At 67.7% G+C, this 14,180-nt stretch carries 13 protein-coding genes; 4 read left to right on the top strand and 9 right to left on the bottom strand.

The genetic code is table 11. From position 1 onward, the window contains the following. Positions 1–134: 134 nt before the first annotated feature. Positions 135–1,094 carry a sugar-binding transcriptional regulator gene (locus ACZYRS_RS08920; RefSeq protein ID WP_463418927.1) on the top strand — a complete coding sequence of 320 codons (960 nt, stop codon included), beginning with the start codon at positions 135–137 and terminating at the stop codon, positions 1,092–1,094. Here ACZYRS_RS08920 and ACZYRS_RS08915 read toward each other — a convergent pair. From ACZYRS_RS08915 to ACZYRS_RS08875, 9 genes are all read right to left on the bottom strand, one after another. Continuing rightward, positions 1,070–2,308 (bottom strand): MFS transporter, encoded by a 1,239-nt coding sequence (locus ACZYRS_RS08915; RefSeq protein WP_463422471.1) that lies wholly within the window; start codon positions 2,306–2,308, stop codon positions 1,070–1,072. The two genes, ACZYRS_RS08920 and ACZYRS_RS08915, sit on opposite strands and share 25 nt — an antisense overlap. Positions 2,309–2,461: 153 nt before the next feature. Continuing rightward, on the bottom strand, positions 2,462–3,154 hold the full coding sequence (gene urtE, locus ACZYRS_RS08910; protein ID WP_042581180.1) for an urea ABC transporter ATP-binding subunit UrtE: 693 nt from the start codon (positions 3,152–3,154) through the stop codon (positions 2,462–2,464). Between the two features lie 12 nt (positions 3,155–3,166). After that, the gene (gene urtD / locus ACZYRS_RS08905; protein WP_463418926.1) at positions 3,167–4,045 is read right to left on the bottom strand and encodes an urea ABC transporter ATP-binding protein UrtD; all 879 of its coding nucleotides are present in this window, start codon (positions 4,043–4,045) and stop codon (positions 3,167–3,169) included. Beyond that, positions 4,042–5,268 (bottom strand): urea ABC transporter permease subunit UrtC, encoded by a 1,227-nt coding sequence (gene urtC / locus ACZYRS_RS08900; RefSeq protein ID WP_463418925.1) that lies wholly within the window; start codon positions 5,266–5,268, stop codon positions 4,042–4,044. The genes urtD and urtC overlap by 4 nt, the downstream gene beginning before the upstream one ends. Next, entirely contained in the window at positions 5,265–6,812 is a 1,548-nt protein-coding gene (gene urtB, locus ACZYRS_RS08895; RefSeq protein WP_463418924.1) for an urea ABC transporter permease subunit UrtB, read from the bottom strand. Before urtB ends, urtC begins: the two co-directional genes overlap by 4 nt. A gap of 182 nt (positions 6,813–6,994) precedes the next feature. Beyond that, entirely contained in the window at positions 6,995–8,263 is a 1,269-nt protein-coding gene (gene urtA / locus ACZYRS_RS08890) for an urea ABC transporter substrate-binding protein (protein ID WP_176659534.1), read from the bottom strand. Positions 8,264–8,380: 117 nt separating this feature from the next. Further along, entirely contained in the window at positions 8,381–9,064 is a 684-nt protein-coding gene (locus ACZYRS_RS08885) for a tetratricopeptide repeat protein (protein ID WP_463418923.1), read from the bottom strand. Between the two features lie 127 nt (positions 9,065–9,191). After that, positions 9,192–9,521 carry a nucleotide pyrophosphohydrolase gene (locus tag ACZYRS_RS08880; protein WP_429612001.1) on the bottom strand — a complete coding sequence of 110 codons (330 nt, stop codon included), beginning with the start codon at positions 9,519–9,521 and terminating at the stop codon, positions 9,192–9,194. Positions 9,522–9,659: 138 nt separating this feature from the next. Beyond that, complete coding sequence (locus ACZYRS_RS08875) at positions 9,660–10,601, bottom strand: LysR family transcriptional regulator (protein ID WP_198785284.1); 942 nt, start codon at positions 10,599–10,601, stop codon at positions 9,660–9,662. A 93-nt stretch (positions 10,602–10,694) separates the two neighbouring features. Here ACZYRS_RS08875 and ACZYRS_RS08870 point away from each other — a divergent pair, with 93 nt between their 5' ends. The 3 genes from ACZYRS_RS08870 to ACZYRS_RS08860 are packed head-to-tail and all read left to right on the top strand — an operon-like array spanning position 10,695 to position 14,078. Then, complete coding sequence (locus ACZYRS_RS08870) at positions 10,695–12,530, top strand: gamma-glutamyltransferase family protein (RefSeq protein ID WP_463418922.1); 1,836 nt, start codon at positions 10,695–10,697, stop codon at positions 12,528–12,530. A gap of 44 nt (positions 12,531–12,574) precedes the next feature. Next, positions 12,575–13,540, top strand: a complete 966-nt coding sequence (locus tag ACZYRS_RS08865; RefSeq protein ID WP_463418921.1) for a Bug family tripartite tricarboxylate transporter substrate binding protein — start codon at positions 12,575–12,577, stop codon at positions 13,538–13,540. Then, positions 13,533–14,078 (top strand): GAF domain-containing protein, encoded by a 546-nt coding sequence (locus tag ACZYRS_RS08860; protein ID WP_463418920.1) that lies wholly within the window; start codon positions 13,533–13,535, stop codon positions 14,076–14,078. The genes ACZYRS_RS08865 and ACZYRS_RS08860 overlap by 8 nt, the downstream gene beginning before the upstream one ends. Positions 14,079–14,180: the final 102 nt, after the last annotated feature.

Here is a 14,180-nt window from a genome sequence, read left to right as displayed (position 1 = left end):
TCCAGGGATTCTTGCGCCGGATTCGCCGGCGATGAACAAGTGTATATTCTGAAATGCATTTGTTTCAAGCAGGTGACTACCCGGTGTTTTCACCATCACGCGGCAGAATCGGCACACAACAACGGAGCATTCGGATGGCTGAGGAAGATCAGGTGGCCGTGCGTGTGGCCTGGCTCTACTACATGGAGGGGCTCACGCAGGACGGCATCGCCACGAAGCTCGGGCTCACGCGGCTGCGCGTGAACCGGCTGCTCGGCGAGGCGCGCGAGAGCGGGCTCGTGAGCATCAAGATCAACTCGCGCCACGAGGGGTGCCTCAGGCTCGAAGAGGAGCTGCGCACGGTGTGCGGCCTGCGCGAAGCGGTGATCATTCCGACGCCCGAGAGCCCCGACCTCATTCCGGTGCTGCTGGGCCGCACGGCGGGCGAATACCTCTCGCGGCTGCTGGAAACGCAGCGCGTGCGGGGCCTGGGCGTGGGCTGGGGCGCGACGCTGCGCGAGGCGATCCGCCACGTCACGCCGGGCCAATGGCCGAACCTGCACGTCAACTCGATCATGGGCGGGCTCACGCGCGGGCTGGAGATCAACACCTTCGAGACCGCGAGCGCTTTCGCCGCGCGGCTCGGCGCGCAGTGCAGCTACCTGGCCGCGCCGCTGTACGCGGGCAGCGCGAAGTCGCGCGACACCATCGTCTCGCAGGATGTGTTCAAGGAAGCGTTCAGTCAGATCGCGGCCAACGACGTCGCGCTGCTGAGCGTGGGCGACCTCAGCACGCGTTCACTGCTGGTGCGCTACGGGCTGCCCAAGGACGTGCCCGTGGCCGGGCTGCGGCAGGCCAAGGCGGTGGGCGACATCATCGGCCAGTTCCTCGACCGCCACGGCAAGCCCGTGAAGCACGCACTGAACCAGCGCGTGGTGGCGCCCTCGCTCGAAGAGCTCGCGCGTATTCCGACGGTGATCGTCGCCTCGGGCGGCGAGAACAAGGCGCCGATCATCGCGGCCGTGCTGCGGGCGAAGTTGCTGTCGGTGCTGATCTGCGACGAGCAGACGGCGCGCGCGGCGCTGAAGCTCTACGAGGCGCTCGGCGCGCGCTGAACGGCGTCAAGGCGCGCATCGGCCCGCGCGCTCATCACGCCCCAGCCGAAGATGCCAATGCCGGCGAGCGCGAGGAGTGCGCCGACCCAGCCGGTCGAGGTCCAGCCCAGCCCCGCCGAGATGGCCACGCCGCCCAGCCACGCACCCAGCGCGTTGGCCATGTTGAAGGCCGAGTGGTTGAGCGCGGCGGCGAGCGTCTGCGCATCGCCGGCCACGTCCATCAGGCGAATCTGCAGCGCCGGGCCGATGGCCACGGTGGTGCCGATGAGGAACACGCCGATGGCGGCCGTGACCACGTGCTGCGCCGCGAAGGTGAAGAGCGCGAGCACCAGCACCGCGTACACGAGCACGCCGGCGATGGTGCGCATGAGCGACTTGTCGGCCATCCGCGAGCCCACGATGTTGCCGGTGACCATGCCCAGGCCGAACAGCGCGAGCACGAAGGGCACGTTGTGCACCGACAGGTGCGCCACCTCGGTGAGCGTCGGCTTGATGTAGCTGAACACCGCGAACATGCCGCCGAAGCCGATGGCGCTGATGCCCAGCGTGAACCACACCTGCTTGCGCTTGAGCGCGCCGAGCTCGCGCCACGGGCTGGCGCCGGCCGCGGCGGCGATGTCGGGCACGTCGCGGCGCAGGAGCACCACGGCCACGAGCGCGATCACGCCGACGAACACGAAGGCCGCGCGCCAGCCGAAGAGCTGGCCGAGCCATGCGGCGATGGGCACGCCCACCAGCGTGGCGCCGGTGAGCCCGAGCATCACGAGGCCCACGGCGCGCGCACGGCGCCCGGGTGGCGCGAGCGTGGCCGCCACGAGCGCGGCCACGCCGAAATAGGTGCCGTGCGGCAGGCCCGTGGCAAAGCGCAGCAGGTTGAGCGAGAGATATCCCGGCGCCATCGCGCTGGCGAAATTGCCGGCCGCGAACACGGCCATCAGTGCGATCAGCAAGGCGCGCCGGCCCCACCCTGCCGCGAGCACGGCCAGCACCGGGGCGCCGACGACCACGCCGAGCGCATAGGCGCTGATGACGTGGCCGGCTTGGGGAATGCTGACGTCGATGTCGCGCGCGACCTCGGGCAGCAGGCCCATGATGACGAATTCGCCCGTGCCGATGGCGAAGCCGCCGACGCCGAGCGCGAGCACGGCCCGCACGAAATTGACGGGCTTCGACGACGGCGAAGTGACGGAAACAGTGGTGTCCGCGCTGTCCAGCGCGGGGGGAGGCGTTCAAGGCCAGGCTCCTGGGAGGGCGCCCGGCGGCGACGGGCAAGGGTCGATTTTAGGGTAAACCCTGAATCGAGGCCGATACGCAGATGCCAAGACCCTGCGGTGTCGCGGCCTCGCACCGCCCCCGCCGAGGATCGGTCAGATCGCCACGAGCTGGCGCACGCCCTGCGCTTCCATGTCCTTGCCCAGCCCCCGCGCGATGACCTCGCCGCGCTCCATCACGAGGTAGTCGTCGGCCAGCTCCTGCGCGAAGTCGTAGTACTGCTCGCACAGCACGATGGCCATGTCGCCGCGGTCGGCCAGCATGCGGATGACGCGGCCGATGTCCTTGATGATGCTCGGCTGGATGCCTTCGGTCGGCTCATCGAGGATCAGGAGCTTGGGCTTGGGCGCGAGGGCGCGCGCGATGGCCAGTTGCTGCTGCTGCCCGCCCGAGAGGTCGCCGCCGCGGCGGTTGATCATCTGCTTCAACACCGGGAAGAGCTCGAACAGCTCCGACGGAATGGGCGTGCTGCCGCTCTTGTAGGCCAGGCCCATGCGCAGGTTCTCCTCGACCGTGAGCCGCGCGAAGATCTCGCGGCCCTGCGGCACGAAGCCGATGCCCGCCCTCGCCCTGTCGTACGGCGTGGCCTTCTGAATCGGCTTGCCCTCCAGCTCGATGCTGCCGCTCTTGATGGGCACGAGGCCCATCAGCGACTTGAGCAGCGTCGTCTTGCCCACGCCGTTGCGGCCCAGCAGCACGGTGACCTTGCCGAGCGTCGCTTGAAAGCTCACGTCCCTCAGGATGTGCGAGCCGCCGTAGTACTGGTGGATGTTCTTGACTGTCAGCATGGCTTCGGTTCCTCAGCGGCCCAGGTAGACCTCGATCACGCGCTCGTCGGCCTGCACCTCGTCGAGCGTGCCCTGCGCGAGCACCGAGCCGTCGCACAGCACGGTGACGATCTCGGAGATGGTGCGGATGAAGCTCATGTCGTGCTCCACCACCATCAGCGAATGCTTGCCCTTGAGCGTGAGGAAGAGCTCGGCGGTGCGCGCCGTTTCCTCATCGGTCATGCCGGCCACGGGCTCGTCGAGCAGCAGCAGCTTGGGGTCCTGCATCAGGAGCATGCCGATCTCCAGCCACTGCTTCTGGCCGTGGCTCAGGTTGCCCGCCAGGCGCGAGACGCTGTCGGCCAGGTGGATGGTCTGAAGCACTTCGGCGAGGCGATCGCTCTGCGCGGAATCGAGCCTGAACAGCATCGAGGCGCGCACGCCCTTGTTGGTCTTCAATGCGAGTTCGAGGTTCTCGAACACGGTGAGGTGTTCGAACACCGTCGGCTTCTGGAACTTGCGGCCGATGCCCAGCTGCGCGATGTCGGCTTCGCGGTGGCGCAGGAGGTCGATGGTGCTGCCGAAGAATACGGTGCCCGAATCGGGCCGGGTCTTGCCGGTGATGATGTCCATCATCGTGGTCTTGCCCGCGCCGTTGGGGCCGATGATGCAGCGCAGCTCGCCCGGGGCGATGTCCAGCGAGAGCTTGTTGATGGCCTTGAAGCCGTCGAAGCTCACGCTCACGTCTTCCAGGTAGAGGATGCGGCCGTGCGTGACGTCGACCTCGCCCGGCGTCGCGATGCGGCCGAAGCCGGCCTCGCGGCCGCCCGACTCGGTGCTGCCGCTCGCACAGTGAATGCCGCTGGCGCGCGCCGCGCGCTCGGCGCCGGCGTCCATCAAATCGGGCGTCATGCGCGGGCTCCCTTCACGTCGGCGGCGAGCGGCGCGTGCAGCGCCTCTGGCTCCATGCCCTGCCCGGCGGCCATGGCGCGCTGCGCCTCTTCACGGCCTGCGCTCGGCGCGGCCGGTGCCGCCTTCTCCCTGGTCAACCACTTCTTCACCAGACCCACGATGCCGTTCGGCAGGAACAGCGTGACAGCAATGAACAAGGCGCCCAGGAAGTACAGCCAGTACTCCGGGTACGCGACGGTGAGCCAGCTCTTGGCGCCGTTGACGATGAAGGCGCCGATGATCGGCCCGATCAGCGTGGCGCGCCCGCCGACGGCGGCCCAGATCGCGATCTCGATGGAGTTGGCCGCGCTCATCTCGCCCGGGTTGATGATGCCCACCTGCGGCACATAGAGCGCGCCGGCCACGCCGCACATCACGGCCGAGATGACCCAGATCGTGAGCTTGTAGGGCAGCGGGTTGTAGCCCGAGAACATCACGCGCGTTTCCGCATCGCGGATGGCCTGCAGCACGCGGCCGAACTTGCTGCCGATGAGCCATTTGGCGAAGAGAAAGAAGCCCAGCAGCGTGAGGCCGGTGAGCGCGAAGAGCGTCATGCGCATTTCCTGCGTGGCGATCGGGATGTTCAGGATGCGCTTGAAGTCGGTGAAGCCGTTGTTGCCGCCGAAGCCCGTCTCGTTGCGAAAGAACAGCAGCATCGCCGCGAAGGTCATGGCCTGCGTGATGATCGAGAAATACACGCCCTTGATGCGCGAGCGGAAGGCGAAGAAGCCGAACACGAAGGCGATCACGCCCGGCACCGCGACGATGAGGATCAGCGTGGCGATGAAGCTGTCGCTGAAGGTCCAGTGCCAGGGCAGCGTCTTCCAGTCCAGGAACACCATGAAGTCCGGCAGGTCGCTCTTGTAGTTGCCGTCGCGGCCGATCTGGCGCATCAAGTACATGCCCATCATGTAGCCGCCGAGCGCGAAGAAGAGGCCGTGTCCGAGCGAGAGGATGCCGGTGTAGCCCCAGATCAGGTCCATGGCCAGCGCGCAGATGGCGTAGCACATGATCTTGCCGACCAGCGCCACCGCGTAGTCGCTCATGTGCAGCGGGCTGTCCGCCGGCACCACGATATTGAGCACCGGCGCCACGGCGCACACCACGATCAATGCGACGAAGAAGGCCGTCCAGCCCTTGCCGCTCAAGAGCGGCCCTTTGGTTGGCAAAACGACTTTGCTCATGCCTCTGCACTCCGGCCCTTCATCGCGAAGATGCCTTGCGGACGCTTCTGGATGAAGATGATGATGAAGACAAGCACCGCGATCTTCGCGAGCACCGCGCCCGCCCAGCCTTCGATGAACTTGTTGAGAATGCCCAGCCCCAGCGCCGCATACACGGTGCCCGCGAGCTGGCCGACGCCGCCCATCACGACCACCATGAAGCTGTCCACGATGTAGCTCTGGCCGAGGTCCGGCCCGACGTTGCCGATCTGGCTCAGCGCGCAGCCCGCCAGGCCCGCGATGCCCGAGCCGAGCGCGAAGGCGTAGGTGTCGATGCGCGCGGTGTTCACGCCCATGCACGAGGCGATCGGGCGGTTCTGCGTCACGCCGCGCACGAAGAGGCCCAGGCGCGTCTTGCCGATGAGCCAGCCCATCGCGAGCAACACGAGCACAGCAAAAATGATGATGCAGATGCGGTTCCACGGCAGCGTGACGTTGCTCAGCATCGTGAAGCCGCCGCTCATCCAGCCGGGGTTTTCCACGCCGACGTTCTGCGCGCCGAAGAGCGTGCGCACCAGCTGCTGCAGCATCAGGCTGATGCCCCAGGTGGCCAGCAGCGTCTCCAGCGGCCGGCCGTAGAGAAAGCGGATGACCCCGCGCTCGAGCACCGCGCCCACGAGCGCCGAGGCGAGGAACGACACGGGAATCGCGGCGACCAGGTACCAGCCGAACGCCGCCTCGGGCATGTACTTCTGGAAGATGCCCTGCATCACGTAGGTGGCGTAGGCGCCGATCATCATCAGCTCGCCGTGCGCCATGTTGATGACGCCCATGAGGCCGTAGGTGATGGCAAGGCCCAGCGCCGCGAGCAGCAGCACCGAGCCCAGGCTGATGCCGCTGAACACGGCGTTGATGCGGTCGCCCCAGACCAGCGCGCCGTCGATGTTGGCGATGGAGGCGGCGATCGCCGTCTTGACGTCGGCCTCGGTCTCGTCGGCCAGGCGCTGGTTCAGCAGCAGCTTGGTGTCGGGGTTGCGGTTGCTGCCCAGCTCCTTGGCCGCGGCGAGGCGCTTGGCCTTGTCGGCGCTGGTGAGCATGCCGGCGGCGCGCACGAGTTCGAGCTGCGCCTTGATCTTCGGGTTGGTCTCGGCGGCCAGCGCTTTCTCGACCATCGGAATGCGCGATTCGTCGGGCTCCTTGAAGAGCGCCTGCGCGGCTTCGGCGCGCACCGCGTCGTCCTTGCTCGTGAGCTTGAGCGCGGCCTGCGCGGCATCGAGCGCGCCGCGCATGAGGTTGTTGTTGACGACGTCTTCGGCGGTGTCGGGCACTTTCAGCTCGGTGCCCGTCACGGGGTCGTAGCCTTTGTCGTCCTTCATCACGAAGACCTTGTCTTCGGTGTACTTCACCGCATCGTCGGACATCGCCCGGATGAACGCGGCGGTCTTCTCGTCGGCGGTGAGCACGGCCTTGTTGAGCGCGGCGATGCGGGCTTCGGACTCGCCGGAGGCGATGGCCCGGGCTTCGTCGGCGGTCAGCGCGTGGGCGGCCGTTGCCATGAAGAGCATGGCGGCGAATGCGCAGTGAAGGGTTCGTCGAAGCATCATGAACTTGGAAGTTGGGTTGGCTCCCTCCCCTTCCGGGGGAGGGTTGGGGTGGGGGCACGCGGCGCCCGGACAAGCGCGGTGCTCGATCGACCGCCGTCAGCCCCCACCCCTGCCCTCCCCCAGAGGGGGAGGGAGAAACACACTTACATCGACTTGCCGGCCGGGTAGTCAGGCTTCTTGTCGTTGCCTTCGATGTACGGGCTCCAGGGCTTGGCCTTCACCGGACCCGGCGTCTTCCACACCACGCTGAACTGGCCGTCGGCCTTGATTTCGCCGATGAACACGCTCTTGTGCAGGTGATGGTTCTTCTCGTCCATCTTGGAGACGATGCCCGAGGGAGCCGTGAAGGTCTGGCCGGCCATCGCCGCGATCACCTTGTCGGTGTCGGTCGACTTGGCCTTCTCCACGGCCTGCTTCCACATGTGGATGCCGATCCAGGTGGCTTCCATCGGGTCGTTGGTGAGCGGCTTGTCCTTGTGGCCGGCGATGTTCTTGGCCTTGGCGTAGTCGCTCCACTGCTTGATGAACGCCGTGTTGGTCGGGTTCTTGATCGACATGAAGTAGTTCCATGCCGCCAGGTGACCCACCAGCGGCTTGGTGTCCACGCCGCGCAGTTCTTCCTCGCCCACCGAGAAGGCGACGACCGGCACGTCCTTGGCCTTCAGGCCCGCGTTGCCCAGTTCCTTGTAGAAGGGCACGTTGGAGTCGCCGTTGATGGTGGAGACCACCGCCGTCTTGCCGCCGGCCGAGAACTTCTTGATGTCGGCCACGATGGTCTGGTAGTCGCTGTGGCCGAAGGGTGTGTACTTCTCGTCGATGTCGGTGTCCTTCACGCCCTTGCTCTTCAAGTAGGCGCGCAGGATCTTGTTGGTCGTGCGGGGGTAGACGTAGTCGGTGCCCAGCAGCACCCAGCGCTTGGCGCCGCCGCCTTCCTTGCTCATCAGGTAATCGACGGCCGGAATGGCTTGCTGGTTGGGCGCGGCGCCCGTGTAGAACACGTTCTTGGAGAGCTCTTCGCCCTCGTACTGCACGGGGTAGAAGAGGAGACCGTTCATTTCCTCGACCACCGGCAGCACCGACTTGCGCGACACCGAGGTCCAACAGCCGAAGATCACCGAGACCTTGTCCTGGCCGAGCAGCTGCTTGGTTTTTTCAGCGAAGAGGGGCCAGTTGGAGGCCGGGTCGACCACCACGGGCTCGAGCTGCTTGCCCAGCACGCCGCCCTTCTTGTTGATGTCGTCGATGGCCATCAGCACCGTGTCTTTCAACACGGTTTCCGAAATGGCCATCGTGCCCGACAGCGAGTGCAGCACGCCGACCTTGATGGTGTCGGCGGCAAATGCGGGCGCAGCAGAAATGCTGGCCAGCGCGACGGCGGCGGTGAGCGCCTTGAGTGTGAAACGACGTTGCATGTGGACTCCTGCTCCGGTTGGGTTGAACCTTGTCGACAGCACGCGGCTGGCGATGGAGAGGAGTCTGCGGAATGCACCAACAAGGGGAAATACGCCGGGTGGCGTACACGGAGGTACTCAGGCGGGTGGGCGTGCGCTGTCGTTCGCCTTCCTGTCCAGCGGCTTGTCGGCGCGGGCGCAGATGTCTTCAGGAAACGCTGCTTCCATCCTGTCGCCGTTGGCCGCGGCCTTTTGAACCCAGGCGCAGGAACTGGCGAAGTCGTTCTTCAGGTAGTACACGAACGCGATGTTGGAGCGCGCGTTGCGAGCCGTTGCCGAGACTTCGAGTGCCTTGTTCAACTGCAGCAGGCTGGCGTCCAGGCGACCCTCCGATGCAAGGAAATAGCCGTAGTCGACAAAGGCCTCGGCATCGACCCTCCGCTTCGACGTTGCCAACCGGAACAGGGGCTCCACGTCGGATGGCGCATCGCCCCGGACAGCGCCCACCAGCGCGAAGCCGTGATACACATTGCCGTTCTCCGGGTCCAGCAGCCACGCCTGGTTGAAGCGCGCCATGGCCGTCGCCATGTCTCTTTTGGCCCAGGCCGTCCAGCCCAGCCTGAGCATCTGCCCGGCGCCCTCGGCGCGCGAGAGGCCCTGCTTCTCCATCGATGCGATGAAGTCGGCATCGGCGCTTTTCATCGCTTCTGTTTTCGCGCGACCGCCGTACATCGGCAGCTGGTTTGTCGGCAGCGGGTCGGCGGATGCGGCAGCGGCGGTGAGCAGCAACGAGGCTGCGATGGCGATCCAAAGACGTTTCATTCGAGTCTCCCTGTTCGTTCTTGATGAAAGGACGGGGCAGACTAGTGAGCGCCTTGCGGCACCAGCCGTTAATTCAGGAAAGCATCGCCACGCGATACCTGGAGGACACGCCAGGAAGACCCAGGACCTAGAGGCCGCGTGTCTTGTCGGCCGGATATTTCTGCGCGTTGACGAGCATCTTGCTTCGGGCCGCATCGACCAGATCGATGCCGAGCTTGTCGGCGAGCTGCAGCAGATAGAGGAACACATCCGCCATCTCGGCGCCGACCTCGGCGCGCTTCTCGGCGTCGAGCGATCGGCTCTGTGCTTCGGTGAGCCACTGGAAATGTTCGAGCAGTTCGGCCGCTTCGACCGAGAGCGCCGAGGCGAGGTTCTTGGGGGAGTGGTAAGGCTCCCAGGCCCGGGCCTGCGCGAAGTCGCGCAGGGCCTGGACCAGCGATTTGAGTTCGGATTCCATGGGGCACCTGAGGTTCGGCGAGCCGCTGGCGCAGCGGCTGCCCGGAGGGGAAAGCCATCCTAGCCGCAGGCGCTGGCGGCTCTTCCCTTCCACGCGCACGCGGTCACAGCCGCGCGAACATCCGATGCAGCGGCGGATCTACGTCCCCCGGCGAAGGCCCTGCAACGCCCTCGTCATCGCATCCACGATCCCCGCATTGGCCGCATCGTGCAGCCGCACCACGCCCACGGGCGGCAGGTTCCATTGCAGGCGCTGGGGCATCACGCGGGCGCCGCTCGCGTCGGCCACTTCCTGCGCGATGTCGTCGGGCAGGATGGTGACCGCGTCGGGCATGTGCCGCAGCACCGAGACCAGCGTCTTCTGCGCATAGGCCTCCAGCAGAGGCACCGGCACCGGCTGCCCCGCCGAGGCGAAGATCGAATGGATCATCTGGCGGATCGGCGTGTCCTCCGGCGGAAAGATCCAGTGCAGGGACACAAAGGCTTCCCAGTCCAGCCCGCGCCGCGCCAGCCGCTGCGCGGCCGCGCGCGACACCACAAGGCGCGGCTCCTGCGTGTAGAGAAACTCCTGCGCCAGCCCGGCTTCGGCGCTGGCCGAGGTGAAGCGGCAGATCGCGCAGTCCAGCGTGCGCGCGCGCACGGCCTGCACCAGCGCATGGGTCGTGGCCTCCTCGACCACGAAGCCCAGGCGCGGCCGCACGGCCAAAAGGTGCTGCCAGACCGCGTCCTGCGTGGCGCGCGCGAGGAACGGCAGCACGCCGATGCGCAGCCGCCCCTGCAGCCCCGTGCCGAGCGCGGCCAGGTCCTGCCCGAGCGATTGCGCATCGGCCAGCGCCACGCGTGCCCGCGCCAGTACCAAGAGGCCCGCGGGCGTGGGCTCCAGGCCGCGCCGGCTGCGGGTGAACAGCGGGGTCATGAAGATGTTCTCGATCTCGCCGAGCGCGCGCGTGACGGTCGGCTGACTGAGCCCCAGGTGCTCGGCCGCGCGGCTGACCGAGCGCTGCCGCTCGAGTTCGGCCAGAAGCGCGAAATGGCGCAGCTTGAGCCGCGGCGTGAGGTGCTGGAGCGTGGGCGCTGACATGCCGGGATGCTAATTCAGAGCCATAGCAATCGATGCATGCATTCATCAGCAAATATGTGCTTCCGGCTATCCGATGTTTTTACACTCGGCCGCATGTTCACCACCCGCCCTGAAATCGCCGGTACGTTCGGCGTCGCCTCATCGACCCACTGGCTCGCCTCGCAAACTGCGATGGGCGTGCTCGAACGCGGCGGCAACGCCTTCGACGCCGCCGTGACGGGCGGCTTCGTGCTGCAGGTGGTCGAGCCGCACCTGAACGGCCCCGGCGGCGAGGCGCCGATCCTGCTGTGGAGCGAGCGCGAGCAGCGCATGCACGCCCTGCGCGGACAAGGCTGCGCGCCGGCCGATGCCACCGCCTCGGCCTTCCGCGCGCTCGGCTTCGAGCAGGTGCCGGGCATCGGCCTTTTGGGTGCGACGGTGCCGGGCGCTTTCTCGGCCTGGCTCACCATGCTGCGCGAGCACGGCACCTGGTCGCTGGCCGAGGTGCTGGCGCCGGCGATCGGCTATGCGCGCGACGGCTTTCCGCTGGTGCCGCGGGTGGCCGAAGCGATCCTCGCGGTGCGTGGGCTCTTCATCGAACACTGGCATTCGTCGGCCGAGGTGTGGCTGCCCGGCGGCAAGCTGCCGCAGCCCGGTTCGCTGTTCCGGCTGCCGGCGCTGGCCGCGACCTACAGCCGCATCGTGGAGACGGCCGAGCGCGAAGGCAGCGGCCGCACTGGCGTGATCGATGCGGCGATCCGCACCTGGCAGCAGGGTTTCGTCGCGCGTGAGATCGATCGCTACTGCCGCGACACCCCCGTGCGCGACAGCAGCGGCGAAGCGCACGCGGGCCTCTTGCGCTTCGACGACATGGCCGAATGGCGCGTCGCCACCGAGGCGCCGCTCACGGCCGAGTTCGGGCGCTACACGGTCGCCAAGTGCGGCTTCTGGAGCCAGGGGCCGGCCTTCCTGCAGCAGCTGGGCATGCTGCGCCACGCCGGGCTCGAACACCATGTGCCCGGCTCGGCGGGCTTCGTGCATCGCATCACCGAAGCCGCCAAGCTCGCGCTGGCAGACCGGCTCGCGTGGTACGGCACGGCATCCGGCGCGCGCGGCGATGCACAAGAGGCGCTGCTGTCGGAGGCCTACCTGCGCGAACGCTGGGCGACGGTCGATCTGCAGCGCGCCTCCGAAGTCCTGCGGCCCGGTACGCCCCTGGGCCTCGCGCCGCGCCTGCCCGACCTGGACGTGAGCGCGCGAACGCTGCGCACCGCCGACACGCGCTTCGGCATCGGCGAGCCCACCTTCGCCGCGCTGCCGCCGGTCGCCGAATGGGCCGAGCGCGAACTCTTCGTGGGCGACACCTGCCACATCGACGTGGTCGACCGCCACGGCAACATGGTCGCGGCCACGCCCTCGGGCGGCTGGCTGTCGTCGAGCCCGACGATTCCGGCGCTGGGCTTCGCGCTGAACACCCGGCTGCAGATGAGCTGGCTCGACGAAGGCCTGCCCGGCTCCGTGGAGCCGCGCGTCGCGCCCTGCACCACGTTGTCGCCGTCGATGGCGCTGCGCGACGGCGAGCCCTACATGGCCTTCGGCACGCCCGGCGGCGACCAGCAGGACCAGTGGTCGGTCGGCTTCTTCCTGCGCCATGCGGTGCACGGCATGAACCTGCAGCAGGCCATCGATGCGCCGGCCTGGCACGTCAAGCACGCGCCCAGCTCGTTCTGGCCGCGCCAGACCACGCTCAACACGCTCACGCTGGAATCGCGCTTCGAGCCCGAGACGATCGACGCGCTGCGTGCGATGGGCCACCGCGTGCAGGTCGGCGATGCCTGGTCCGAAAGCCGCATGTCCGCCTGCAGCCGCGAACGCGATGCGCAAGGCCGGCTCGTGCTGCGCGCCGGCGCCAATCCGCGCGGCATGCAGGGCTACGCGGTGGGTCGCTGACGCGCTTTCGCCTTATTCAATTTCGTTCCAAGGACTTCATCACCATGTTCCAACGTGTCTTGCGGGGCCTGCTTGTGCTGGCCCTCACCTGTACCGTGCAGGCCGGCTTCGCCGCCTATCCCGAGAAGCCGATCACGCTGATCGTTCCGTGGGCCGCGGGCGGCTCCACCGACATCCTGGCGCGCGCCATCGCCGAGCAGCTCACCAAGTCGATGGGCCAGCCGGTGGTGGTCGACAACCGCGTCGGCGCCTCCGGCAACATCGGCTCGAACTTCGTCGCCAAGGCCAAGCCCGATGGCTACACGCTCCTCATCGGCTCGATGAGCACGCACGCGATGAACCCGACGCTCATGCCCGGCATGCCCTTCAACGGCACGGACGACTTCACGCCCATCGCGCTGGTGGCCAACGTGATCAACACGATGGTCATCAACCCATCGGTGCCGGCCAGGAACCTGCGCGAGTTCATCGCCTATGCCAAGGCCAACCCGGGCAAGCTCGCGTATGCCTCGGCCGGCGGCGGCTCCACCAACCACCTGAGCGCCGAGATGTTCAAGAAGGCCGCCGGCATCGACATGCTGCACGTGCCCTACAAGGGCGGCGCGCCGGCGGTGCTCGACACCGTGGGCAACCAGACGCAGGTGCTGTTCTCCGCGGGCACGCAGACGCTGCCGCACGTGAAGGCGGGCAAGCTGCGCCTGCTGGCCGTGACCGAGCCCAAGCGCTCCTCGCTGCTGCCCGACACGCCCACCGTCGCCGAGACGCTGCCCGGCTACGAGATGAGCGTGTGGTACGCCGCGTTCGGCCCGGCGGGCATGCCTGCCGAACTGGTCGCGCGCCTGAACACCGAGATCAACAAGGCGCTGGCGGTGCCCGAAGTCCGCGCGCGCATGGATTCGATGGGCGTCGAGCTGGTGAAGAGCACGCCCGAGCAACTGGCCACGTCGCTGCGCAGGGACACCCAGCGCTACGACAAGATCATCAAGGACCTGGGGATCAAGCTTGACTGAGCTGGACGTGGACGCGGACGTGCTGCCGCTCTCGGTCTGCGTGCCGCTCTGCGACGCCCTGCCGCGCGCCGCCACCTTCGAGGCCGCGATGGCGCACATCGAGGCGGCGCGCCTCGCATTGCTCGGCCCGGGCCTGCTCACGGTGAACCTGAACGCGACGACCGCCGACGATCCGCCGGACGAAGTGCAGCTGCAGCGCCTCTGGTCCTCCAACCCGCAGGCCTATCCGGTGGCCGGCCGCAAGCGCAAGACGCTCACGCCGTGGACGCGGCAACTGCTCGTGCGCGCCGAGGTCTTCATCGGCGAGGGCGATGCGGCATTGGCCCAGGTGTTCGACGACCACGCGCTCATCGCCGCGCTGGGCCTGCGCGCCGTGGTGAACGTGCCGCTGCTGGAGGACGGCCGGTGCGCCGCCACCTTCAACGTGCTGGGCACACGGGCGCGCTGGACGCCCGAGGAGATTGCGCGCGTGCGGCTGCTGGCGCTGCTGGCCACGCCGTGGGTGCTGCGCGCGCGCGGCGATGCGATGGGCGCCTGAACGGGGAGAGACGCGCTCCAAGGGCAAACCCTCAGGCGTCCCGAAAGTCATGCGAATGGCATCGCCGGGATAGGACCGGCGGCGCCGGGTCGTCCAAGAATC

This window comes from Variovorax sp. AC194 (assembly GCF_979257995.1).
Note: the sequence above shows the minus strand (reverse complement) of the source record. Positions and strands in the feature narration are given on the sequence as shown.